This is a genomic window from Pseudomonas guariconensis (assembly GCF_015680235.1).
GTDB classification, from domain to species: Bacteria; Pseudomonadota; Gammaproteobacteria; order Pseudomonadales; family Pseudomonadaceae; genus Aquipseudomonas; species Aquipseudomonas guariconensis_A.
Map to the genome: position 1 here is coordinate 1 of NZ_JADLJL010000035.1, position 22,896 is coordinate 22,896.

The 22,896-nt window shown below is 63.4% G+C and carries 20 protein-coding genes; 11 read left to right on the plus strand and 9 right to left on the minus strand.

The features are described from left to right. Positions 1–308: 308 nt before the first annotated feature. From IRZ56_RS19330 to gatC, 5 genes are all read right to left on the minus strand, one after another. On the minus strand, positions 309–1,352 hold the full coding sequence (locus tag IRZ56_RS19330; RefSeq protein ID WP_196146448.1) for a calcium/sodium antiporter: 1,044 nt from the start codon (positions 1,350–1,352) through the stop codon (positions 309–311). Positions 1,353–1,413: 61 nt separating this feature from the next. Continuing rightward, entirely contained in the window at positions 1,414–1,800 is a 387-nt protein-coding gene (locus IRZ56_RS19335) for a septal ring lytic transglycosylase RlpA family protein (RefSeq protein WP_416764208.1), read from the minus strand. A 140-nt stretch (positions 1,801–1,940) separates the two neighbouring features. Continuing rightward, positions 1,941–3,386, minus strand: a complete 1,446-nt coding sequence (gene gatB / locus IRZ56_RS19340; protein WP_196146415.1) for an Asp-tRNA(Asn)/Glu-tRNA(Gln) amidotransferase subunit GatB — start codon at positions 3,384–3,386, stop codon at positions 1,941–1,943. Between the two features lie 11 nt (positions 3,387–3,397). Further along, positions 3,398–4,849, minus strand: coding sequence for an Asp-tRNA(Asn)/Glu-tRNA(Gln) amidotransferase subunit GatA (gene gatA / locus IRZ56_RS19345; protein WP_196146416.1), 1,452 nt, complete (start codon positions 4,847–4,849; stop codon positions 3,398–3,400). Between the two features lie 15 nt (positions 4,850–4,864). Continuing rightward, positions 4,865–5,152: an Asp-tRNA(Asn)/Glu-tRNA(Gln) amidotransferase subunit GatC gene (gatC, locus tag IRZ56_RS19350; protein ID WP_084854553.1), complete on the minus strand. Its 288-nt coding sequence runs from the start codon at positions 5,150–5,152 to the stop codon at positions 4,865–4,867. 201 nt (positions 5,153–5,353) lie between these two features. Between gatC and mreB the strand changes: the two genes are divergently transcribed. From mreB to tldD, 8 genes are all read left to right on the plus strand, one after another. Then, positions 5,354–6,391 carry a rod shape-determining protein MreB gene (gene mreB, locus IRZ56_RS19355; protein WP_003255163.1) on the plus strand — a complete coding sequence of 346 codons (1,038 nt, stop codon included), beginning with the start codon at positions 5,354–5,356 and terminating at the stop codon, positions 6,389–6,391. A gap of 212 nt (positions 6,392–6,603) precedes the next feature. Next, complete coding sequence (gene mreC / locus IRZ56_RS19360; protein WP_230386058.1) at positions 6,604–7,686, plus strand: rod shape-determining protein MreC; 1,083 nt, start codon at positions 6,604–6,606, stop codon at positions 7,684–7,686. After that, a complete protein-coding gene (mreD, locus tag IRZ56_RS19365) occupies positions 7,686–8,174 on the plus strand; it encodes a rod shape-determining protein MreD (RefSeq protein WP_084854551.1) in 489 nt (162 codons plus the stop codon). The genes mreC and mreD overlap by 1 nt, the downstream gene beginning before the upstream one ends. Before the next feature lie 31 nt (positions 8,175–8,205). Further along, on the plus strand, positions 8,206–8,805 hold the full coding sequence (locus IRZ56_RS19370) for a Maf family protein (protein ID WP_196146417.1): 600 nt from the start codon (positions 8,206–8,208) through the stop codon (positions 8,803–8,805). 54 nt (positions 8,806–8,859) lie between these two features. Beyond that, the gene (rng, locus tag IRZ56_RS19375; protein ID WP_196146418.1) at positions 8,860–10,317 is read left to right on the plus strand and encodes a ribonuclease G; all 1,458 of its coding nucleotides are present in this window, start codon (positions 8,860–8,862) and stop codon (positions 10,315–10,317) included. Between the two features lie 82 nt (positions 10,318–10,399). Further along, complete coding sequence (locus IRZ56_RS19380; protein ID WP_196146419.1) at positions 10,400–14,221, plus strand: YhdP family protein; 3,822 nt, start codon at positions 10,400–10,402, stop codon at positions 14,219–14,221. Continuing rightward, positions 14,218–15,069 (plus strand): carbon-nitrogen hydrolase family protein, encoded by an 852-nt coding sequence (locus IRZ56_RS19385; RefSeq protein WP_196146420.1) that lies wholly within the window; start codon positions 14,218–14,220, stop codon positions 15,067–15,069. Before IRZ56_RS19380 ends, IRZ56_RS19385 begins: the two co-directional genes overlap by 4 nt. Before the next feature lie 2 nt (positions 15,070–15,071). Continuing rightward, positions 15,072–16,511, plus strand: a complete 1,440-nt coding sequence (tldD, locus tag IRZ56_RS19390) for a metalloprotease TldD (RefSeq protein WP_196146421.1) — start codon at positions 15,072–15,074, stop codon at positions 16,509–16,511. Between the two features lie 123 nt (positions 16,512–16,634). On the opposite strand, the gene yjgA is transcribed toward tldD, so the two are convergent. Beyond that, complete coding sequence (yjgA, locus tag IRZ56_RS19395; protein WP_196146422.1) at positions 16,635–17,156, minus strand: ribosome biogenesis factor YjgA; 522 nt, start codon at positions 17,154–17,156, stop codon at positions 16,635–16,637. Positions 17,157–17,265: 109 nt separating this feature from the next. Here yjgA and pmbA point away from each other — a divergent pair, with 109 nt between their 5' ends. Next, complete coding sequence (gene pmbA / locus IRZ56_RS19400) at positions 17,266–18,612, plus strand: metalloprotease PmbA (protein ID WP_196146423.1); 1,347 nt, start codon at positions 17,266–17,268, stop codon at positions 18,610–18,612. A gap of 92 nt (positions 18,613–18,704) precedes the next feature. Here pmbA and IRZ56_RS19405 read toward each other — a convergent pair whose 3' ends face one another. After that, entirely contained in the window at positions 18,705–20,291 is a 1,587-nt protein-coding gene (locus tag IRZ56_RS19405; RefSeq protein ID WP_196146424.1) for a metallophosphoesterase, read from the minus strand. A 357-nt stretch (positions 20,292–20,648) separates the two neighbouring features. Between IRZ56_RS19405 and IRZ56_RS19410 the strand changes: the two genes are divergently transcribed. Both IRZ56_RS19410 and IRZ56_RS19415 read left to right on the plus strand, forming a co-directional pair. Further along, positions 20,649–20,807, plus strand: coding sequence for a hypothetical protein (locus tag IRZ56_RS19410; RefSeq protein ID WP_196146425.1), 159 nt, complete (start codon positions 20,649–20,651; stop codon positions 20,805–20,807). Further along, on the plus strand, positions 20,804–21,712 hold the full coding sequence (locus IRZ56_RS19415; protein WP_196146426.1) for a ZIP family metal transporter: 909 nt from the start codon (positions 20,804–20,806) through the stop codon (positions 21,710–21,712). The genes IRZ56_RS19410 and IRZ56_RS19415 overlap by 4 nt, the downstream gene beginning before the upstream one ends. 34 nt (positions 21,713–21,746) lie before the next feature. Here IRZ56_RS19415 and IRZ56_RS19420 read toward each other — a convergent pair whose 3' ends face one another. Both IRZ56_RS19420 and rapZ read right to left on the minus strand, forming a co-directional pair. Beyond that, positions 21,747–22,019, minus strand: coding sequence for an HPr family phosphocarrier protein (locus IRZ56_RS19420; protein ID WP_196146427.1), 273 nt, complete (start codon positions 22,017–22,019; stop codon positions 21,747–21,749). Between the two features lie 22 nt (positions 22,020–22,041). Next, positions 22,042–22,896: an RNase adapter RapZ gene (rapZ, locus tag IRZ56_RS19425; RefSeq protein ID WP_196146428.1), complete on the minus strand. Its 855-nt coding sequence runs from the start codon at positions 22,894–22,896 to the stop codon at positions 22,042–22,044.

Genomic DNA, 22,896 nt, shown 5'->3' on the forward strand with positions numbered 1-22,896 from the left:
TTACGGAGGTGGGTGCCGGGCATGGATGCCCGGCAAGCGGCGCAGGGCCATGGATGGCCCTTCGCCGCGCCCCACCGGGAGTAATGCCGGAGCGAGGGAACCCCGGAGCGAAGCGCAGGGGCCGGATGCAGGAGCCAGCGGTTTTTGCCTACTTTTGCCCAAGAGCAAAAGTAGGTCGCCGTAAAGGCGAAAAGGTGAGTCAGCGCCGCCATGGCAAATGGATATTTCGCTATTTCAATGCAGTCGATTTTTAGAAACTGCTGGTTTCTCGGTCTCAATCACAACGACCCGCCTAAGCCCTACACCCATCAGTGCTGTCGCCGCCAGGCCCGCACTGTGGTGTACATCAATACCGCAGCAAGCACCGGCAAGACGTAGAACAGCATCAGGTGCTCCAGCCGCCCGGCCAGCGGCATGCCAGTGGTGAAGGCCACCACATGCAGGCCGTAGGCCAGGTAGAGGCAGAGAAATACCAGCCCTTCGGCACGGGTGACGCGGTAGCCGGAATAGAACACCGGCAGGCTCAACACCGCGACCCCCAGCATCACCGGCAGGTCGAAATCCAGGGCATTGGGCGAAATCGACAGTGGCTCCGGCGTGACCACCGCGGTCAGGCCCAGCACGGCCAGCAGGTTGAACAGGTTGCTGCCGATCACCGTGCCCACCGCGATTTCCCGCTCGCCGCGCAGGGCCGCGATCAGGGCCGCGGCCAGCTCCGGCAAGGACGTGCAGACGGCAACCACCGTAAGGCCAATGATGCGCTCGGACAGCCCCAGGTCGGTGGCCACCTCCACGGCAGCCTCGAGCAGCAGGTGGCCGGCCAGACTCAGCAGGCCCAGGCCCAGCAGCACCTGCAGCATCGCGCCGCTCCAGAAACGCCCGGCACTGGTGTGCACGGCCTCGGGAGCAGGATAAGTGCGGGCGTAATGCCGTGACTGGTGCCATAGCATGCCCAGGTAGCCCAGCAAGCCAAGAACCAGCAGCAGGCCTTCGAGGCGGCCCAGTTGGCCGTTTCCGGCCAGCAGGTAGACCAGGGCGCTGGCGGCGATCATCAGCGGGATATCCAGGCGTACCAGCTGCCGGGAAACGCGTAGTGGAATGACCAGCGCGGCCAGCCCGAGAATCACCAGCACATTGAAGATATTGCTGCCGATCACGCTGCCCACCGCGACGTCAGGGGCGCCCTGGAAAGCCGCCTGCAAGCTCACGGTCAATTGTGGCGCGGTGCTGCCGAAGGCCACCAGGCTCAGGCCGATGATCAATGGGCGCACATGCAGGCGCAAGGCCAGGCGCAGGGCGGCGCGTACCAGCAGCTCGGCACCGATCACCAGCAACACCAGGCCGAAGCCCAGTTGCAGGAGGCTGAAGGTGGGGAGGGTGGCCAGGTCGAAAATGGTCGGGACTCCTGTCAGGTCAGTCGCTTAGCCCTTGTACCCGGACGCGCGCTGTTCCGCTACGGATCATGCCGATTTTTTCTGCTGCAGCCCGTGACAGGTCGATCAGCCGGCCGCGGGTATGTGGGCCTCGGTCGTTGATGCGCACTACGACGCTGCGTTTGTTGGCAAGGTTGGTGACCAGCACCCGGCTGCCGAAGGGCAGGCTGCGGTGGGCGGCGGTGAGACCGTGTTGGTTGAAGCGCTCGCCGCTGGCAGTGCGTTTGCCGTGGTGGCGGGAGCCGTAATAAGAAGCGACGCCGGTCCGGTCGTAACCTCGGGAGTCGATGTCGCGGGAATCGATGTCAGGGCTGGCGCAGCCGGCCAGCAGGGAGAAGAGCGCGAGGGCGCTGAAGGAACGGCGTATCAATTCAGGGGCTCCGTTATAAGGAAGCAGCAGGCGAGGGCGTTGCCCTCGATCGCGGCACAAGGCCGCTCCTATAGGCTTGTCGAACCTGTAGGAGCGGCCTTGTGCCGAGATGGGCCGCAAGTGGCCCCAATGCCGCGTTACCCTTCGAGCTTGGCCTTGAGCAATTGGTTCACTTGCCCCGGGTTGGCCTTGCCCTTGGATGCCTTCATCGCCTGGCCGACGAAGAAGCCGAACATCTTGCCACGCTTGGCCTCGTCGGCGGCGCGGTACTGTTCTACCTGTTCGGCGTTGGCGGCGAGCATTTCGTCGAGCATCTTGTCGATCGCACCGGTGTCGGTGACCTGCTTGAGGCCACGGCTTTCGATGATGCTGTCGGCATCGCCTTCACCGGCGGCCATGGCCTCGAACACGGTCTTGGCGATCTTGCCGCTGATGGTGTTGTCGCGGATGCGCAACAGCATGCCGCCAAGCAGTTCGGCATTCACCGGTGCCTGGTCGATCTCCACGCCCAGCTTGTTGAGCAGGCTGCCCAGCTCGACCATCACCCAGTTGGCGGCAAGCTTGGCGTCGCCACCGATACGGGCGACTTCCTCGAAGTAGTCGGCCTGCTCGCGGCTGGCGGCCAGCACGTTGGCGTCATAGGCCGACAGGCCATACTGGCTCTGGAAGCGCTCGACCTTCTGCGTCGGCAACTCCGGCAGGCCGGCACGGACGGTTTCGAGGAAGCTGTCCTCGATGACCACCGGCAGCAGGTCCGGGTCAGGGAAGTAACGGTAGTCGTTGGCTTCCTCCTTGCTGCGCATCGAGCGGGTCTCGTCCTTGTTCGGGTCGTACAGGCGGGTTTCCTGGACCACCTTGCCGCCGTCCTCGATCAGGTCGATCTGGCGCTGGATCTCGCTGTTGATGGCGCGCTCGATGAAGCGGAACGAGTTGACGTTCTTGATCTCGCAGCGCGTGCCGAACTCGGCCTGGCCCTTCGGCCGGACCGAGACGTTGCAGTCGCAGCGCAGCGAGCCTTCGGCCATGTTGCCGTCGCAGATACCCAGGTAGCGCACCAGGGCGTGAATCGCCTTGACGTAGGCCACCGCTTCCTTGGCGCTGCGCATGTCAGGCTCGGAGACGATCTCCAGCAGCGGGGTGCCGGCGCGGTTCAGGTCGATGCCGGTGGAACCGCTGAAGTCTTCGTGGAGGCTCTTGCCGGCGTCTTCCTCAAGGTGTGCGCGGGTGATGCCGATGCGCTTGATGGTGCCGTCTTCCAGGGCGATGTCCAGGTGGCCCTTGCCGACGATCGGCAGGTCCATCTGGCTGATCTGGTAGCCCTTGGGCAGGTCCGGGTAGAAGTAGTTCTTGCGCGCGAACACGTTGCGCTTGCCGATCTGGGCATCGATGGCCAGGCCGAACATGCAGGCCATGCGCACGGCTTCCTGGTTCAGCACTGGCAGCACGCCAGGCATGCCGAGGTCGACCAGGCTGGCCTGGGTGTTCGGCTCGGAGCCGAAGGTGGTGGCGCTGCCGGAGAAGATCTTCGACTGGGTGGCGAGCTGGGTATGAATCTCCAGCCCGATCACAACTTCCCATTGCATGTGTGAATTCCTCAGAAGCCGTTAGGGGCGCGGGTGTGCCAGTCGGTGACTTGCTGGTAGCGGTGCGCGACGTTGAGCAGGCGGCCTTCCTGGAAGTACGGGGCCAGCAGCTGTACGCCGACCGGCAGGCCATCGACGAAACCGGCCGGCATCGACAGGCCCGGCAGGCCCGCCAGGTTGGCGGTGATGGTGTAGACGTCCTCGAGGTAGGCGGCGACCGGGTCGCTGCTCTTGGCGCCGAGCTTCCAGGCCGGGTTCGGCGTGGTTGGGCCGAGGATCAGGTCGACCTGTTCGAAGGCGGCCATGAAGTCGTTCTTGATCAGGCGGCGGATCTGCTGCGCCTTCACGTAGTAGGCGTCGTAGTAGCCGGCCGACAAGGCATAGGTGCCGACCATGATACGGCGCTGCACTTCGACGCCGAAGCCTTCGCCACGGGAACGCTTGTACAGGTCGGTGAGGTCCTTGGGCTCCTCGCAGCGGTAGCCGAAGCGTACGCCGTCGAAGCGCGACAGGTTGGAGGAGGCCTCTGCCGGTGCGATCACGTAGTACGCCGGGATGGCGTGCTGCATGTTCGGCAGGCTGATTTCCTTGACCACTGCGCCGAGCTTTTCCAGCTCCTGGACGCTGGCCTGGACCAGGTCGGCGATGCGTGGGTCGAGGCCGGCACCGAAGTATTCCTTCGGCAGGCCGATGCGCAGGCCTTCGAGTGGAGCGTTCAGGTTGGCGCTGTAGTCCGGCACCGGCTCGTCGATGCTGGTGGAGTCCTTGGCATCGAAACCGGCCATGCCTTGCAGCAGCAGGGCGCAGTCTTCGGCAGTGCGGGCCATCGGGCCGCCCTGGTCGAGGCTCGAGGCGTAGGCGATCATGCCCCAGCGCGAGACGCGGCCGTAGGTCGGCTTGAGGCCGGTGAGGTTGGTCAGTGCCGCCGGTTGGCGGATCGAGCCGCCGGTATCGGTGCCAGTGGCCACCGGCAGCAGACGCGCGGCCACGGCGGCGGCCGAACCGCCCGAGGAGCCGCCAGGCACGTGCTCGAGGTTCCACGGGTTCTTCACCGCGCCATAGTGGCTGGACTCGTTGGCCGAGCCCATGGCGAATTCGTCCATGTTGGTCTTGCCCAAGGTGACCATGCCGGCTTCGGCCAGCTTGGCAACCACGGTGGCGTCATACGGCGCCTTGAAGTTGTCGAGCATCTTCGAGCCGCAGCTGGTGCGGATGCCGCTGGTGCAGAACAGGTCCTTGTGGGCGATCGGTGCGCCGAGCAGGGCACCGGCTTCGCCGTTGGCGCGGCGGGCGTCGGCGGCACGCGCCTGTTGCAGGGCCTGCTCCTCGGTGACGCTGATGAAGCTGTTGATCTGTGGGTCGAGCTGTTTGATGCGCGCCAGCAGGGCGCCGGTCAGCTCTTCGGAGGAAAACGACTTGTCGGCGAGTCCGCGGGCGATCTCGGCCAGGGTCAATTGATGCATGGCAGGCTCTTTCCCTTACTCGATGACTTTCGGAACCAGGTACAGACCATTTTCGGTCGCCGGGGCGATGGCCTGGTAGCGGTCGCGCTGGTTGCTTTCGGTGACCTGGTCGGGGCGCAGGCGCTGGCTGGCCTCCAGGGGGTGTGCCAGGGGCTCGATGCCGCTGGTGTCGACGGCTTGCATCTGGTCGACCAGCCCGAGAATACTGTTCAAGGCATCGGTAATGCGTGGCAGTTCGCCTTCATTCAGGCCCAGGCGGGCCAGATGGGCGATCTTTTCCACGTCGCAGCGTTGAAGCGCCATGGGGATCTCCAGGAGAAACGGAACGGATGGGGTCCGAAGTGAGGAACATGCCAGCATTTTGATGGTCATACGGCGGCGATCATCTGCTGGCGTGCTCGGAAAAACTGCCAATTTAACATATTGGCTCCTTGCCCAAAATCCCTGCCATTGTTAGAGTTTGCCGCACTTTTTTACCCACGCTTTGCCTAGGGTCACTTTCCCATGTTCAAGAAACTGCGTGGCATGTTTTCCAGCGATCTGTCCATCGACCTGGGTACTGCCAACACCCTTATTTACGTGCGTGAGCGCGGTATCGTCCTGAATGAACCCTCGGTTGTTGCCATTCGTACCCACGGCAACCAGAAAAGCGTCGTCGCGGTCGGTACCGAGGCCAAGCGCATGCTGGGCCGTACGCCTGGCAACATCGCTGCCATTCGTCCGATGAAGGACGGCGTGATCGCCGATTTCAGCGTTTGTGAAAAAATGCTGCAGTACTTCATCAACAAGGTTCACGAGAACAGCTTCCTGCAGCCCAGCCCGCGTGTGCTGATCTGCGTGCCGTGCAAGTCGACCCAGGTGGAACGTCGCGCCATTCGCGAATCCGCCCTGGGCGCTGGCGCCCGCGAGGTGTTCCTGATCGAAGAGCCGATGGCCGCCGCTATAGGTGCCGGGCTGCCGGTCGAAGAGGCCCGCGGCTCGATGGTCGTGGACATCGGTGGTGGTACCACCGAAATCGCCCTGATCTCCCTCAATGGCGTGGTCTATGCCGAATCCGTACGGGTTGGCGGCGACCGCTTCGACGAAGCCATCGTCACCTACGTGCGCCGCAATTACGGCAGCCTGATCGGTGAGTCCACCGCCGAGCGCATCAAGCAGGAAATCGGCACAGCCTACCCGGGCGGCGAAGTGCGCGAAGTCGATGTCCGTGGCCGCAACCTGGCCGAGGGCGTACCGCGTGCCTTCACCCTGAACTCCAACGAAGTGCTCGAAGCGCTGCAGGAATCCCTGGCGACCATCGTCCAGGCGGTCAAGAGCGCCCTGGAGCAGTCGCCGCCGGAGCTCGCCTCGGACATCGCCGAGCGTGGCCTGGTGCTGACCGGTGGCGGTGCGCTGCTGCGCGACCTGGACAAGCTGCTGGCCCAGGAAACCGGCCTGCCGGTGATCGTCGCCGAAGATCCGCTGACCTGCGTCGCCCGTGGTGGCGGCCGTGCGCTGGAAATGATGGACAAACACGCCATGGACCTGCTCTCCAGCGAGTGATCCTGCGCCGTCCATGCGTGCATGGATTGTGTTCGCCCGGTTTACAGGTAGCACACACAGTGCTACCTGTATGCGCTGGGCTGGCGTCCGTCCGGGCGTCGTTTCCGTTCAACCCGCAAGCAGGCCGGTGCATTGCTCCATGTTCAATGACCTCCTGAATCGTCGTCCACGAGGAACGGCCCATTAAACCGCTTTTCTCCAAGGGCCCTTCGCTGGGCGTTCGTCTCCTGGTACTGGTGGTGCTGTCGGTCGCGCTGATGGTGGTCGACTCGCGTTTCGCCGTGCTCAAGCCAGTACGTAGCCAGATGGGGCTTGTGCTGATGGAGTCCTATTGGATCACCGATCTGCCGCAACGCCTGTGGCAGGGGGTGGCCAGCCAGTTCGGCAGCCGTACCGAACTGATCGCGGAAAACGAAAAGCTCAAGACCGAAGCCCTGTTGCTGCAGGGGCGCCTGCAGAAGCTGGCGGCCCTGACCGAGCAGAACGTGCGGCTGCGCGAGTTGCTCAATTCCTCGGCGCTGGTCAACGAGAAGGTCGAAGTGGCCGAGCTCATCGGCGTCGACCCCAACCCGTTCACCCACCGTATCCTGATCAACAAGGGCGAGCGCGACGGTGTATTCCTCGGCCAGCCGGTGCTCGATGCGCGTGGCCTGATGGGGCAGGTGGTGGAACTGATGCCTTACACGGCACGGGTCCTGTTGCTGACCGATACCACCCACAGCATCCCGGTACAGGTCAACCGTAACGGCCTGCGCGCCATCGCCAGCGGCACCGGCAACCCGGAGCGCCTGGAGTTGCGCCACGTGGCGGATACCGCCGACGTCAAGGAAGGCGACCTACTGGTCAGCTCCGGCATGGGCCAGCGTTTCCCGGCGGGCTACCCGGTGGCCACGGTCAACGAAGTGATCCACGATTCCGGCCAGCCGTTCGCCATCGTCCGTGCCATTCCCACGGCCGCGCTCAACCGTAGTCGCTACATGTTGCTGGTGTTCAGCGACCGGCGTACGCCAGAAGAACGGGCGACGGACGCTGCGCTCGCCCAGGAAGAAGCCGACCGCAAGGGCACGCCGGAACATGGCCAGGCCGCCGGTGAAAACGGGCAGGCCGTGCCCACCCCGGCGCCTGCCACGCCTGGCGCCGCACCGGCAACACCTGGAGCGGTACCGGCAACGCCTGCAACGGCACCTGCTGCTGCGCCTGCTCCCGCTGCTCCCAACGCGCCCGTTGCGCCTGCAGCGGCACCCGCCAGCCCGGCAGCGGCCCCTGCGGCCCCGAACCCACCCCGGAGAGAATGATGGCGCGTTCCCGCAGCAAGAACGGCTGGGCCATCTGGCTGACCTTCGCGATCGGCCTGTTGCTCAGTGTCTCGCCGATGCCTCAGTTCATGGAGGTGTTCCGCCCCATGTGGCTGGCGATGCTGGTGTCCTTCTGGACCCTCGCCGTGCCCAACAAGGTCGGCATGACCACCGCCTTCGTCCTGGGCCTGGCCGAAGACGTCCTGTATGGCACCCTGCTTGGGCAGAATGCCCTGGTGCTGACCCTGATCACCTTCCTGGTGCTGTCCCTTCAACAGCGCCTGCGCATGTATCCGATGTGGCAGCAGAGCCTGGTGATCCTGGTGATCTTCGGCATCGCCCAGCTGATCCAGCTGTGGCTCAGCGCCCTGACCGGCAACCGCCTGCCGACCTTGGCGCTGGTCTGGTCCGCCGTCATCAGTGCCTTGCTCTGGCCGTGGATCAGTTTCGCCCTGCGCGACCTGCGCCGTCGCCTTCACATCAACTGACGGCGACGCCGACTGACAGGGAGATGTCGATATGAACCCGTTGTACCTGGCCTCCGCCTCGCCACGCCGTCGTGAACTGCTGACCCAGATCGGCGTGCCTTTCGCGGTCATCAAGGCTGACATCGACGAAACCCCGCTGCCCGACGAGGGCGTCTCGGCCTACGCAGTGCGCCTGGCCCGGGCCAAGGCCGCCGCGGGTTTCGCTCAATTGGACGGCCCTGGCGTGGTGCTGGGAGCCGATACCGTTGTATCGATAGGTGGTCGGATTCTGGGCAAGCCCTGCGACCGTGAACATGCCTTGGCCATGCTGGCCGAACTGTCCGATGATCATCATCAAGTCATTACCGCCGTGGCGGTGACCGACGGCCAGCGTTGCCTGGACGTCTGCGTCGGTACCCATGTGTATTTTCGCCCCATCGGCCGCGACGAGGCCGAGCGCTACTGGGCGACCGGCGAGCCATTGGACAAGGCAGGCGGTTACGCCATCCAGGGCCTGGGCGCGGTGTTCGTCAGGGAACTGATGGGCAGCTATTCGACCGTCGTCGGCCTGCCGCTGTTCGAAACCGCGCAACTGCTGGAGCAGTTTTCCATCCCGTGCTGGCAGCAACATGAGGTGCCAGCTTCACGCTAGCCAGCCACCGGTCAGCGATCCATCATTACCGAAGACCTTTGACGAGAGCCCGCCATGAGTGAAGAGATCCTGATCAACATCACCCCGATGGAATCACGCGTGGCAGTGGTGGAAAACGGCGTTTTGCAGGAAGTGCATGTCGAGCGTACCCAGCGCCGGGGCATCGTCGGCAATATCTACAAGGGCAAGGTCGTGCGCGTGCTGCCGGGCATGCAGGCGGCGTTCGTCGATATCGGCCTGGAACGCGCCGCGTTCATCCATGCGTCGGAGATTTCCCAGCGCGAAGGCTCGGCGGTGGAGAACATCAGCGCGCTGGTCCATGAGGGGCAGGCCCTGGTCGTGCAAGTGACCAAGGACCCGATCGGCACCAAGGGCGCTCGCCTGACCACCCAGTTGTCGATCCCGTCGCGCTACCTGGTGTACATGCCGCGCAGCAGCCATGTGGGTATTTCCCTGAAGATCGAAGACGAGGCCGAGCGCGAGCGGCTCAAGCAGGTGGTCAGCGACTGCGTGGAGAAGGAAGACATCAAGGACGCCGGCGGCTTCATCCTGCGCACGGCTGCCGAAGGCGCCCGCGCCGACGATATCCTCCAGGACATCCGCTACCTGCGCAGGCTGTGGGAGCAGATCGGTAGCCAGATCCAGACCTGCGGCGCCCCGTTGGTGATCTACGAGGACCTGGGGCTGGCCCTGCGTACCCTGCGCGACCTGGTCAACCCCAAGATCGAGAAGATCCGCATCGACTCGCGGGAAACCTTCCAGAAGACCACGCAGTTCGTCGCCGAGCTGATGCCGGAAATCGCCGACCGTCTCGAGCACTACCCAGGCGAGCGACCGATCTTCGACCTGTATGGTGTGGAGGACGAGATCCAGCGAGCCCTGGAGCGCAAGGTGCCGCTCAAGTCCGGTGGCTACCTGGTGGTCGACCCGGCCGAGGCGATGACCACCATCGACGTCAATACCGGCGCCTTCGTCGGCCACCGCAACCTCGAGGAAACCATCTTCAAGACCAACCTCGAGGCCGCCACCGCCATCGCCCGGCAACTGCGCCTGCGCAACATCGGCGGCATCATCATCATCGACTTCATCGACATGGAGGACGAGGAGCACCAGCGCCAGGTCCTGCGCACCCTCGAGAAGCAGCTCGAGCGTGACCATGCCAAGACCAACATTATCGGCATCACCGAGCTCGGGCTGGTACAGATGACCCGCAAGCGTACCCGCGAAAGCCTCGAACAGGTGCTGTGCGAGCCGTGCATCGCCTGCCAGGGGCGCGGCAAGCTGAAGACCCCCGAAACCGTATGCTATGAAATCTTCCGTGAAATCCTCCGCGAGGCCCGGGCCTACCAGGCCGAGGGTTACCGGGTGCTGGCCAACCAGAAGGTGGTCGACCGCCTGCTGGATGAAGAGTCCGGCAATGTGGCCGAACTCGAGGCCTTCATCGGTCGAACCATTCGCTTCCAGGTCGAGTCCATGTATTCCCAGGAACAATACGATGTGGTGCTGCTCTGACGCGTTCTGAAACCCTTTCGCGTTCGGCGGCGCTGGTAAAACCACGGCACCGAGCCATAGTTAAGGCACGACTTGGAGGGCCATGGCCATGGGACGTCTGACCCACGTTCTAGGCGCCTTGACCCGCTGGGGGCTGGGAATCTGCGCCCTGCTGGCGGTGCTGGTGGCGCTGTATGTCAGCCTCGGTCGGGAACTGGTCCCGCTGGTGGCCGAGTACCGTGCCGATGTCCAGAACAAGGCCGAGCAGGCCCTGGGCTTGCCGGTGCATGTGGGTGCCCTGGAGGGGCGCTGGAGCGGCCTGGCGCCCGTGCTGCACGTGCGTGATCTGCAGGTGGGCGAAGGGGCCGCGGCGTTGCGCCTGGACGAAGTCAAGGTGGTTCCGGACCTGTGGGCCAGCCTCAAGGCGCGCGAGCTACGCCTGGCGCGTATCCAGCTCGGCGGGCTGCAACTGATCCTGCGCGAAGACGAGCAGGGCGCCTGGGCCCTGGAAGGCCTGCCGCGCCAGGACGATACCCCGCTGGATCCTGCGCAGGTATTACAACGTCTGCAGCAGTTGGGCAGGGTCGATGTCTTCGACAGCCAGGTCACCCTTCATCCCTGGCAGCGCGACCCCCTCACCCTTACCTATGTCAGCCTTGGCCTCGAAGCCGGGGCGTCGCGCCAGGCCCTCGACCTGCGCGGCACTCTACCGGACGGGCAACCCCTGGCGGTCAACCTGCGCAGCCGTGCCACCGCCAAGGCCTGGCGCGATGGCCAGGTACAGGCCTACCTGAGCCTGCCGCAAAGCGACTGGGCCCGTTGGTTGCCCCCGCGCTTGCTCGGGCGATGGCAGGCCGAGACACTACGGGCCGGCGGCGAATTCTGGGTCGACTGGCGCGAGGGCCAATTGCAGCGCGCCGTGGTACGCCTCAATGCGCCACACTTGCGCGGCGCCTATACCGGGCGCAAGGCGGTCGCGGTGGACAACCTGGCCGTGTCGGCCTGGCTCCAGCGGGGCGAGGAAGGCTTCGACGGCGTGGTCGATTCGCTCGCCATGAGCCTGGGCGACACCCGCTGGGAGACCCACCTGCAGCTCAGGCAGCGCCCAGGGCAGGGCTCGACCCAGGAAAGCTGGCAAGTACAGGCCGACCGCCTGGACCTGACCCTGTTGACGCCTCTGGTCGATGCCCTGGCGCCGCTGCCGGACAAACTCATGGCCGTGGTCGATGCGCTCAAGGTCACCGGCTCGCTGCGCAACCTGCGCCTGGATATCCGCCCCAAGGCCGAAGGCGACCAGCGCCTGGCGTTCGCCGCCAATCTGGAGAAGGTCGGCTTCGACGCCTACCACAACGCACCGGCGGCCGGAAACGTGAACGGCAGCATCAGCGGTGATCTCGGCCAGGGTGAGCTGCGTCTGGATACCGACGCCTTCATGCTGCACTTGTACCCGATCTTCGCCAAACCCTGGTATTACCAGAAGGCCAACGCACGGCTCACCTGGCGCCTGGACAAGGAAGGCTTCACCCTCGTTGCGCCCTATATCAAGGTGCTCGGCGAGGAGGGCAAGATCGCCGCCGACTTCCTCATCCGCCTGCTGTTCGAGGAAGGCCGCGAGGACTACATGGACCTGCGCGTGGGCCTGACCGAGGGCGATGGCCGCTACACCGCCAAGTACTTGCCCGAGGTGCTCAGCCCAGCGCTGGATGAATGGCTGCGCAGTGCCATCGTCAAGGGCTCCGTCGATGAGGGCTACTTCCAGTACCAGGGTTCGCTGAACCACGGTGCCGCCCCTGAGGCCCGCAGCATCAGCCTATTCTTCAAGGTGCATGACGCCGCCCTGGCCTTCCAGCCTGGCTGGCCTCAGGTGCAGCAGGTCGATGGCGACGTCTACATCGAGGACAGCGGTGTCCGCATCAAGGCCCGACGCGGCTTGTTGCTCGATACCCAGGTGAGCGATGTCAGCGTCGACATTCCCCATGTCGACGAGGGCCAGCACAGCCACCTGTACCTGAACGGCGATTTCGATGGCAGCCTGGGCGATGGTTTGAAGATCCTCCAGCAAGCGCCCATCGGCACGGGCGAGATCTTCGCCGGCTGGGAAGGCGAAGGGCCGCTCAAGGGCAAGGTCAATCTCGACATTCCCCTGGCCCATGGCGAGCGGCCCAAGGTCGTGGTCGATTTCGCCACCGCCGACGCGCGCCTGAAAGTGGCTCCGCCGACCCTGGATCTGAGCCGACTCAAGGGCGATTTCAGCTTCGACCTGGATAAAGGCCTGAGCGGCAAGGGCATCACCTTCCAGGCATTCGGCAAGCCGGTCACGGCGCAGATCTTCGCCGAAGGCCAGCCCGGGCAGATCCAGACCCGCATCAATGCCACCGGCAGCGTCGGCCTGAAGGCACTGACCGACTGGTTGAAATTTAACCAGCCACTGCCGGCTGCGGGCGAGCTGCCCTACCAAGTGCAAGTGAGCCTGGGGAGTCGCGACAACCGCTTGACCGTGAACTCCTCGCTCAAGGGGCTGGCGATCGACCTGCCGGCACCGTTCACCAAGGCTGCGCGGGATACCCTGGACAGCCGCTTCAGCATGACCCTGCAAGGGCCCGAGCGACGCCTGGATGCCAGCTACGGCGACCTTGCGCACCTGGCCTATGCCGCGCCGATCGAGAACCTTGCCCAAGGGCGAGGCGAACTGCTGCTGGGCAGCGGTAGTGCACAGCTTCCAGCGGGCCAGGGTGTGCGGGTTCGCGGGCGCCTGGAAACTTTGGACCTGGCGCCCTGGCAAGCGCAGATGGAGCGTTTCGCAGGCCAGGACCCAGGTGGTAACGCCAGGCAGCGCTTGCAGGGCGTGGACCTGAGCATCGGCCAGCTCAAGGCGTTCGACTTGGACCTGAACCAGGCTGTCGTGCGTCTGGCGCGGGGTGCCAGTGCCTGGGACCTGCGCCTGGACAGCCGTGAAGTCATCGGTAATGCGCGGGTGCCCGATGCCAAGGCAGCGCCGATGGTCGTCAGGCTGCAGACCCTGCGCCTGCCGCCGGAGGAGCCTGCGGGCAAGCAACCAGAGGATGCACCGGACCCGTTGGGCAGCTTCGACCCACGCAAGGTTCCGGCCCTGGATGTGACTGTCGACAAGCTGTATCGCGGTGACGATCTGTTCGGCAGCGTCGCGATCAAGCTGCGGCCTACCCCGCGCGGCATGAAATTCGATGATGTCGACCTCGACCTCAAGGGCCTGCGTATCGACGGCAGCGGTGGCTGGGAAGGGGAACCAGGGAGCACGGGTAGTTGGTACAAGGGCCGACTGGAGGGCAAGAACCTTGCCGATGTGCTCAAGGCCTGGGGCTTTGCGCCCACCGCCACCAGCCGCGACTTCCGCCTGGACGTGGATGGCCGCTGGCCGGGTTCGCCGGCCTGGGTTGCGCTCAAGCGTTTCTCCGGCAGCCTCGATGCCGCCTTGCGCTCCGGCCAGTTCGTCGAAGTGGAGGGCGGGGCCCAGGCGCTGCGGGTGTTCGGCCTGCTCAATTTCAATTCCATCGGCCGCCGCCTGCGCCTGGACTTCTCCGACCTGTTCGACAAGGGCCTGGCCTACGACCGGGTCAAAGGCCTGCTGGTCGCCAGCCAAGGGGTCTACGTGACCCGTGAGCCGATCACCATCAGCGGGCCGTCGAGCAACTTCGAGCTCGATGGCACCCTCGACCTGGTTCGCGACCGTGTCGATGCCAACCTGCAGGTCAGCCTGCCGGTCACCAACAATCTGCCGTTGGCTGCCCTGATCGTCGGTGCGCCGGCTGTCGGCGGCGCCTTGTTCCTGGTCGATCGGTTGATCGGCGATCGGGTGTCGCGTTTCGCCAGCGTGCACTATCGCGTCGAGGGGCCCTGGAAAGAGCCTAAAATCACCTTTGTGAAACCTTTCGAGAAACGCCAATGAAGTCAGCGGTCATCCAGATGGTCAGCCAGGACGATGTAGCGGCTAACCTGCGACAGGCCAGGGCCTTGCTTGAGCAGGCTGCCAGTGGCGGTGCCCGGCTGGCAGTGCTGCCCGAGAACTTCGCCGCCATGGGCCGGCGCGATGCGGCGGCCATCGGTCGGGCCGAAGCCCTTGGTCAGGGCCCGATCCTGCCGTGGTTGAAACGCGCGGCCCGCGACCTCAGGTTATGGATTGTCGCAGGCACCTTGCCGTTGCCGCCGGTCGGTCAGCCCGACGCGAAGGCCCATGCCTGCTCGTTGCTGATCGATGAACACGGTGAAGTGGCAGCGCGCTACGACAAGCTGCACCTGTTCGATGTGGACGTGGCCGACAACCGGGGCCGTTACCGCGAATCCGATGACTACGCCCACGGCGCTCAGGTCGTGGTGGCCGATACCCCGGTGGGGCGCCTCGGGCTTTCGGTGTGCTACGACCTGCGCTTTCCCGAGCTGTACAGTGCACTGCGCGCCGCCGGAGCTGAATTGATCAGCGCGCCATCGGCTTTCACCGCAGTGACCGGCGCGGCGCATTGGGAGGTGCTCATTCGGGCCAGGGCCATCGAAACCCAGTGCTACCTGCTCGCCGCCGCTCAGGGCGGCACCCACCCAGGGCCGCGGGAAACCCATGGCCATGCGGCGATCGTCGACCCTTGGGGGCGTATCGTCGCTGAACAGGCGCGCGGCGAAGGCGTATTGCTGGCCGAGCGCGACAGCATTGAACAGGCGTCCATCCGGGCGCGAATGCCGGTTGCCCAGCACCGGCGCTTTTTCTCGCAGGACGCCTTGCGGCCTGCGCACACCTCGGAGTGACTATGAGCCAGATGTTATTCACCGTCAGCGAACAGCTCCTGGCCCCCGGCGGACTGACCCTGGACAGCCTGCAGGCTGTGCTGGGCGAGTTGGCAGGCCCAGGCATCGATGCCGCCGACCTGTATTTCCAGGGCCAGATCTCGGAAACCTGGGCGCTGGAGGACGGCATCGTCAAGGAGGGTAGCTTCAACCTCGACCAGGGCGTGGGCGTGCGTGCCCAGTCTGGTGAGAAGACCGGTTTCGCCTACAGCAACGCTATCAACCTCGAGGCGCTGACCTCGGCGGCCCGTGCTGCCCGTTCCATTTCTCGCGCCGGGCAGGAGGGCCGCGTGCAGGCCTTCCGAAGCCAGGAAGTGACGGCGTTGTACGCCCAGGACAACCCGCTGGACGTGCTCAGCCGCGCCGAGAAAGTCGAGCTGCTCAAGCGTGTGGACGCCGCGACCCGTGCCCTGGACCCCCGTATCCAGCAGGTCACCGTGAGCATGGCCGGGGTCTGGGAGCGCATCCTGGTGGCTGCGGTCGATGGCAGCCTGGCGGCCGACGTGCGGCCGCTGGTTCGTTTCAACGTCAGTGTGATCGTCGAGCAGAACGGCCGTCGCGAGCGTGGCGGGCAGGGGGGTGGTGGGCGCACTGACTACCGCTACTTCACCGAGGAGCGAGTCATGGGCTACGCCCGAGAGGCCCTTCGTCAGGCGTTGGTCAACCTCGAGGCCAAGCCGGCACCGGCCGGTACCCTGCCGGTCGTGCTGGGCCCGGGCTGGTCCGGCGTGCTGTTGCACGAGGCCGTGGGCCACGGCCTGGAAGGCGACTTCAACCGCAAGGGCAGCTCGGCCTACAGCGGGCGCATCGGTGAGCAGGTAGCCTCCAAGCTGTGCACCATCGTCGACGACGGCACCCTGGAAGGCCGGCGGGGCTCCCTGAGCGTCGATGACGAGGGCACCCCGACCGAATGCACCACCCTGATCGAGAACGGCATCCTCAAAGGCTACATGCAGGACAAGCTCAATGCGCGGCTCATGGGCATGGCGGTCACCGGCAACGGTCGTCGCGAGTCCTACGCCCACCTGCCGATGCCGCGTATGACCAACACCTACATGCGTGCCGGTGAAAGCGACCCGCAGGAAATCATCGCCTCGGTGAAAAAGGGTATCTATTGCGCGAACCTTGGCGGTGGCCAGGTGGATATCACCAGCGGCAAGTTCGTGTTTTCCACCAGCGAGGCGTATTTGATCGAAGACGGCAAGATCACCGCGCCGGTCAAGGGCGCCACCCTGATCGGCAATGGTCCGGAGGCCATGAGCCGGGTCTCGATGGTCGGTAACGACCTGGCCCTGGACAGCGGGGTGGGGACATGCGGCAAGGATGGGCAATCGGTACCGGTGGGCGTTGGCCAGCCGACCTTGAAGCTCGATGCGATTACCGTTGGGGGTACCGGCGCGTGATGCCGGCGTGGGCCGTTGTGGGAGCGGGCGTGCCTTGCGGACACCGACGAGGCCGGTGCCAGCCAGTACTGCGGCGCCTGCTTCGCGGGGCAAGCCCGCTCCTACAGGCCCCCTCGGCAGGGCTCAGCGCAACCCGCGCTGCAGTTCGTCGAGGTCACGGATGTACTTGAAGACCTTGCGCGCAGCGGCTGGCGGCTTATTTCGTGCTTTCTCGTGCTGGGCGTGGCGGATCAGCGAACGCAGGTGCTGGCGATCGGTGTCGGGGTACTCGTTGACGAAACGTTCGAGGTCATCGTCGGTGCCGTCGACCAGGCGATCGCGCCAACGCTCCAGGTTATGGAAGCGCTCGTTGTACTGGCGGGTCGAGCTGTCCATCTGCTCGAGCACGGCATGGATCGCGTCGATGTCCTGTACGCGCATCAGCTTGCCGACGAACGACATGTGGCGTTTGCGGGCGCCATGAGCCGTGTGCTTGGAGGCTTCGGCCAGCGCCTTGCGCAGCTCGTCGGTCAAAGGCAGGCGCGCCAGGGTATCGGCCTTGAGCGTCGTGAGGCGCTCACCGAGTTCGACCAACGCATGCAGTTCGCGCTTGATCTGGGTTTTGCTTTTTTCGCCGTCGAAGGCGTCGTCGTATGAATCAACCATGGTGGCAGTCCGCTGGAAATCGCCGCCATGATAACCAGTCGGGGGCCGCTTGTCCGGCCCGGTCGTACAATGACCCAAGCCGAACGCAGAATTTTGAGTGGAGAAAACCATGAGTGCAGTCCAGAGCGTAGGCCCCAAGGACCTGCCAGCCTTGCAGGAACAGGTCGAGGCGATCATCGCAGAGGCGCGCCGCCAAGGCGCCAGCGCCTGCGAGGTCGCGGTGTCGCTGGAGCAGGGCCTGTCCACCACGGTGCGTCAGCGTGAGGTCGAGACGGTCGAGTTCAACCGTGACCAGGGCTTCGGCATCACCCTCTACGTCGGCCAGCGCAAAGGCTCGGCCAGCACCTCGGCGAGCGGCCCGGAGGCCATTCGCGAGACCGTCGCGGCCGCCCTGGCCATTGCCCAGCATACCTCCGAGGATGAATGTGCAGGCTTGGCCGACGCGGCACTGATGGCCCGTGAGATCCCGGACCTCGATCTCTATCATGACTGGGGCCTGGAGCCGGAAAAGGCCGTCGAGATGGCGTTGGCCTGCGAAGCGGCGGCCTTCGATGCCGACCCGCGCATCCTCAATGCCGACGGCACGACCCTGAACACCCACCAAGGCTGTCGGGTTTATGGCAACAGCCATGGCTTCATCGGCAGCTATGCCTCCACGCGCCATAGCTTAAGTTGCGTGATGATCGCCGAAGGCGAAGGGCAGATGCAGCGCGACTATTGGTATGACGTCAACCGCCAGGGCAACCTGCTGGCCGACCCGCGCAGCATTGGCCAGCGGGCCGCACAGCGCGCGGCCAGCCGCCTGGGCGCGCGCCCGGTGCCGACCTGCGAAGTGCCGGTGCTGTTCTCTGCCGAACTGGCCGGTGGCCTGTTCGGCAGCTTCCTGTCGGCGATCTCCGGCGGCAACCTGTACCGCAAGTCATCGTTCCTTGACGGTGCCATCGGACAACGCCTGTTCCCCACCTGGCTGACCCTCGACGAGCGCCCGCACCTGCCGCGCGCCTTGGGCAGTGCCGCCTTCGATGGCGATGGCCTGGCCACCTATGCCAAGCCGTTCGTCGACAAGGGCGAGCTGGTTTCCTACCTGCTGGGTACCTATTCGGGTCGTAAGCTGGGCCTGCCGAGCACCGCCAACGCCGGTGGTGTGCATAACCTCTTCGTCACCCATGGGGTCGAAGACCAGGCAGCCTTGATCCGCCGTATGGGACGTGGCCTGCTGGTGACCGAATTGATGGGGCATGGCCTGAACATGGTGACCGGTGATTACTCCCGCGGCGCGGCGGGCTTTTGGGTGGAGAACGGCGAGATCCAGTTCCCTGTCCAGGAAGTGACGATCGCCGGCAACATGAAGGACATGTTCCAGCAGATCGTGGCGATTGGCAGCGATATCGAAACCCGTAGCAATATCCACAGCGGCTCGGTGCTGATCGAGCGGATGACGGTTGCGGGGAGCTGAGCCTTGTCTGCGGGCTGTTGTTTCGACATGCGGCGACATTGTCGCCGTAGTTCGAAACAACAAGCATTATGCCGTAGAGAGGACAGGGCGTTTTAGCAATTCATAGAGGGCAGCCGCGAGATCAGGTGCTTCGCCGGAAGGCTTTTATCGCCCGGGGAGACCATGTTGAACGCACGCACGCCAATATAATATTTCATATGCTTATAGCTGTGGTAGATGCTCACAGGGATCGGGCAGTGAAAGTCGGGGGTTGTCCCGACTGTTTTGATCAAGCTGTTGTTTTCGGAGAAAACGCCTACCTCGAACATTGTGCTTTTCGGCCAATTGTCATTTGTCGGTCTTTCCCAGCGTGCAATAAAACCATGTTGCTCCCAGTTCGGATATTTTTCGGGGCAAAAGCGACCGGGTGCCATTATCTGATCGGGGGTTTTTATGCTTCCATTGTGGGTGGCGGTAGTGCCTTTGTCGGTATGGCCGACGAGAGTGATGCCGTACGTGGTGTTCGGCTTGAGATTGTCGAAGTTGAGATGGATTTCTTCGGCGGCGTTTTGGTTTTTTGCGAAGTAGACCGTTCTTGCTTTTCCATCAAAGGTGTAGATGACACGCTCCCAGGCCAGTTGGTGATTTGGCGTCTGGTGGAGCGTGACATAGACTTCGTTGGCGGCGATTCTGTAACTTGCGTGTACGCGTGGGGCCGTGATGGGCTCTCCTAATTTGAAGGATCCCATTGGTTTGCTCTCGATAATGTTTTTTGTGGCGCGTTTTATGTACACGGTCGCATGACGTGTATGGGTTTCGGCCACAAGGAAGGTTTTTGTGAAGGCGGCGCCGCTATTGAAAACCGGGACAGCGCCGACGTTTTTTTCCTGCCTCGCGACATGGGTATGACCATGGAAGATGGCTTTGACATCATAGTCATTGACGAGCTGCTGGAATCGGCCGTTATCGTCCTTCGAGTAGTGTGAGTCTGTGGGCGCGCGGTGAATATTCACGATGACGTGTTTTTTATTGTTTCGAGCATTTTTTAGTTGCCCTTCCAGCCAGTCTAAGGATTGAGTGATATCGAATGTCAGGGTCCATCGAGGATCCGCGTCCGCGTTGAATTTTGTAGCGTACGCCGGGTGGTTCTGAAGCTGGATGAACATGAAGTCGCCGAGGATCTTCGAGTAGGCCAGGCTGCCCCGGTAGAGCTTATAGCCGGTGGTGTTGTCCCATATGACATTCTTGAAATCCAGAGCGTCTGGAGCCAGGCTCTTGGCATGCTCGAACATGTCCAGGACCGCATCCCGTGCACAGCCATTCCTATAGCAATCATTTACATTATTGTCGTAGTCATGGTTGCCGAGCCCCATGTAGACCGAGCGGCCAAGTTTCGCTATCTGCTTGTTCATCTCGTTGACTTGATCGCCATGATAGAACTCGGTGATGTCGCCGTTGATGAACACCGGGACGCTATCGCGGCCTTGAGGATGGGTGTCTCTATACGTGTTGATGTGCGCGTATTGTTCCGTGATTTGGGATGATGACAGGGCTTTTTCTTCCTTGCTGTTGTCGTACCCATATTCAATGGTTCGAGGGTACTGGGGGTCGGAAGTGATAACCCAGCAAAAAGCGTCTTGGGTGATCGTGCTCTTTGTAGTTTGGGTAGGGGCGTCGTCGAAAGAGGTGGTGCGGTTCATGGGTGTTTCCCTGTATGGCTAGTCAACGTTCTGCAGTTGCGCAGCGCATTGAATAATCAAGGGGTCCCCGGATTCGCGTAACTGTCATGCTTGAGAGGTGAGGGTGTCTCAATGGGTGTCGGTTAGTTTTACGGTGGGACTAATGCTTTTATGAAGTAGGCGGCTTCAATTTTGATTGAAGTGTTTGGCTCCTGATGTCGTAAGGAAAACTAACCGGTACCCAGGAATGTGCGATTTTCATGGGCGGTGAGCATCTCCAGGATTTAAGGTGTTACATAAGCCTGGAAATACAGGGGGTATGGGGAACGCTCGGAGAGTTACATCATCGTGGCGCGATAAATTCACCGAGAGCGTTCAATGAATGTATTTGAAAAACTACGAATGAGGCTTGTATTGCCGCAGGTATTGGGCAAGCCGCCGATGAACAGGCCGCTATTGCATGAGCGCCGCAACTGCAAGGCGATGAAGGCTGCTGGCGGTAAACAAGCACGTCATGCTTTTGAGGCAGTGGAATGAAGCGATCTTACTTTCAGGCGCGGATCGCACCCTCTGGACGTATTCGCTTTTTTCGGCTGGGGTTAGGGATTTTGCTGTTTCTGGCCGGCGCAGCGCTTCTGCTAATAGAGAGCCTTGCTGCGCTCACTTTTGAGCCTAGCGTTTTGCGGGCGCTTGGAGCGGGTGGGTTGTGTGCCTTGGGTACGGCGTTGGGGGCTTTACCTGTGCTGGTGATGCGGAGCATGCCGGCGGCCCTGACTGATGCGCTGTTGGGAGTTGGCGCAGGCGTCATGCTGGCGGCGACGGCATTCTCCCTGGTTACCCCTGGGCTCGAGGCCGCACGGGACGTTGGCTTCAACTCATGGGCGGCCGGAGCCCTGATCAGCGTTGGCATGCTGTTCGGAGCTCTATGCCTGCTGCTGGTGGGCCTGAAGTTCTCTGGCGCCTCGCCGCAGGCTTTGGTAGGCGTTGGAAGCCAGCCGATGATTTCCGTTCGGATTCGGCTGTTCGTGATTGCCATCGTTGCCCATAACATCCCGGAAGGCATGGCCATCGGTGTGGCAGCGGGTAGTGGCATGTCCGAGGCTGACAGCCTGGCCATTGGCATCGCGCTGCAGAATGTGCCCGAGGGGTTGGTGATCGCGCTGGTGTTGGCCTGGGCAGGGATGCCGCGTTTCAAGGCATTCCTGATCGGTGCGGCTTCGGGGCTGGTAGAGCCTCTGGCAGCGGTGATCTGTGCCTGGCTGGTGAACGTTGCCCAATTGCTGCTACCGCTCGGCCTAGCGTGTGCGGCGGGGGCGATGTTGCTGGTAGTGACCCAGGAGATCATCCCGGAGTCGCGTAGCAATGGGCATCACCGGTTAGCCGGCCTGGGGCTGTGCATCGGGTTCTGTTTGATGATGGTGCTGGATACGGCGATGTCTTGAGTTGCAGATCCACAAGGATTACGACTTCAGTGGGTTACTCACCTTCATCGAAGTAATTGTTGATCAAGTCGACCAGTGCTTCCATGGCTTCGTTGTCCTGCTCGCCCTCGGTATGCAGGTGCACCGAGGTGCCCTTGCCCGCCGCCAGCATCATCACCGCCATGATGCTCTTGCCATCCACCAGCTTGTCCGGCGCGCGCCCGACCCTGACCTGGCAGGGGAAGCGGCCGGCCACGCCGACGAACTTGGCCGCCGCCCGGGCATGCAGGCCAAGCTTGTTGATGATGGTGATTTCGCGGGCGGGCATCGTGGGGCGGATATCCTGTGGGCTAGAGGTCGCGGTGGCGGACCTGGACGTTTTTCAGGGATTGTTGCAGCAACTGGCCCAAGCGCTCGGTCAGGTACACGGAGCGGTGGTGCCCGCCGGTGCAGCCGATGGCGATGGTGACATACGCACGGTTGCTGGCAGCGAAGCGGGGCAGCCATTTGAGCAGGTAGCTGGAAATGTCCTGGAACATCTCCTCGACGTCCGGCTGGGTGGCCAGGTAGTCGATCACTGGCTGGTCCAAGCCGGAATGCTCACGCAGTTCCGGCTTCCAGTACGGGTTGGGCAGGCAGCGTACGTCGAACACCAGGTCGGCGTCCACGGGCATGCCACGCTTGAACCCGAAGGACTCGACCAGGAAGGCGGTGCCGGGCTCAGGCTGGTTGAGCAGGCGCAGCTTGATCGAGTCTCGCAGCTGATAGAGGTTCAGGTTGGTGGTGTCGATCTTCAGGTCGGCCAGGTCGGAGATCGGGCCGAGTAGCTCGCTCTCGACGCGGATCGCTTCTGCCAGGGAGCGGTTGGCGTTGGTCAGCGGGTGGCGCCGGCGGGTCTCGGAGAAACGCTTGAGCAGCGTCTCCTCGTCGGCGTCCAGGTACAGCACGTCGCATTGGATATGCCGGCTCCTGGCATCTTCGAGCAGGTCGGGGAAGCGGCTCAGGTGGCTGGGCAGGTTGCGTGCGTCGATGGAAACGGCCACCTTCGGTTGCAACAGCTCGGTGTTGATCAGTGCGTTTTCGGCCAGTTGCGGCAACAACCCGGCGGGCAGGTTGTCGATGCAGTAATAGCCGTTGTCTTCCAGGACATCGAGGGCGGTACTTTTGCCGGAGCCGGACCGGCCGCTGACGATGATCAGGCGCAT

Coding starts and splice junctions, on each gene's coding strand:
- gatB (WP_196146415.1), bottom strand. CDS start 3,386: ATGCAATGGGAAGTTGTGATCGGGCTGGAGATTCATACCCAGCTCGCC.
- gatA (WP_196146416.1), bottom strand. CDS start 4,849: ATGCATCAATTGACCCTGGCCGAGATCGCCCGCGGACTCGCCGACAAG.
- gatC (WP_084854553.1), bottom strand. CDS start 5,152: ATGGCGCTTCAACGCTGCGACGTGGAAAAGATCGCCCATCTGGCCCGC.
- mreB (WP_003255163.1), top strand. CDS start 5,354: ATGTTCAAGAAACTGCGTGGCATGTTTTCCAGCGATCTGTCCATCGAC.
- mreD (WP_084854551.1), top strand. CDS start 7,686: ATGGCGCGTTCCCGCAGCAAGAACGGCTGGGCCATCTGGCTGACCTTC.
- IRZ56_RS19370 (WP_196146417.1), top strand. CDS start 8,206: ATGAACCCGTTGTACCTGGCCTCCGCCTCGCCACGCCGTCGTGAACTG.
- rng (WP_196146418.1), top strand. CDS start 8,860: ATGAGTGAAGAGATCCTGATCAACATCACCCCGATGGAATCACGCGTG.
- IRZ56_RS19380 (WP_196146419.1), top strand. CDS start 10,400: ATGGCCATGGGACGTCTGACCCACGTTCTAGGCGCCTTGACCCGCTGG.
- IRZ56_RS19385 (WP_196146420.1), top strand. CDS start 14,218: ATGAAGTCAGCGGTCATCCAGATGGTCAGCCAGGACGATGTAGCGGCT.
- tldD (WP_196146421.1), top strand. CDS start 15,072: ATGAGCCAGATGTTATTCACCGTCAGCGAACAGCTCCTGGCCCCCGGC.
- yjgA (WP_196146422.1), bottom strand. CDS start 17,156: ATGGTTGATTCATACGACGACGCCTTCGACGGCGAAAAAAGCAAAACC.
- pmbA (WP_196146423.1), top strand. CDS start 17,266: ATGAGTGCAGTCCAGAGCGTAGGCCCCAAGGACCTGCCAGCCTTGCAG.
- IRZ56_RS19405 (WP_196146424.1), bottom strand. CDS start 20,291: ATGAACCGCACCACCTCTTTCGACGACGCCCCTACCCAAACTACAAAG.
- IRZ56_RS19410 (WP_196146425.1), top strand. CDS start 20,649: ATGAATGTATTTGAAAAACTACGAATGAGGCTTGTATTGCCGCAGGTA.
- IRZ56_RS19415 (WP_196146426.1), top strand. CDS start 20,804: ATGAAGCGATCTTACTTTCAGGCGCGGATCGCACCCTCTGGACGTATT.
- IRZ56_RS19420 (WP_196146427.1), bottom strand. CDS start 22,019: ATGCCCGCCCGCGAAATCACCATCATCAACAAGCTTGGCCTGCATGCC.
- rapZ (WP_196146428.1), bottom strand. CDS start 22,896: ATGCGCCTGATCATCGTCAGCGGCCGGTCCGGCTCCGGCAAAAGTACC.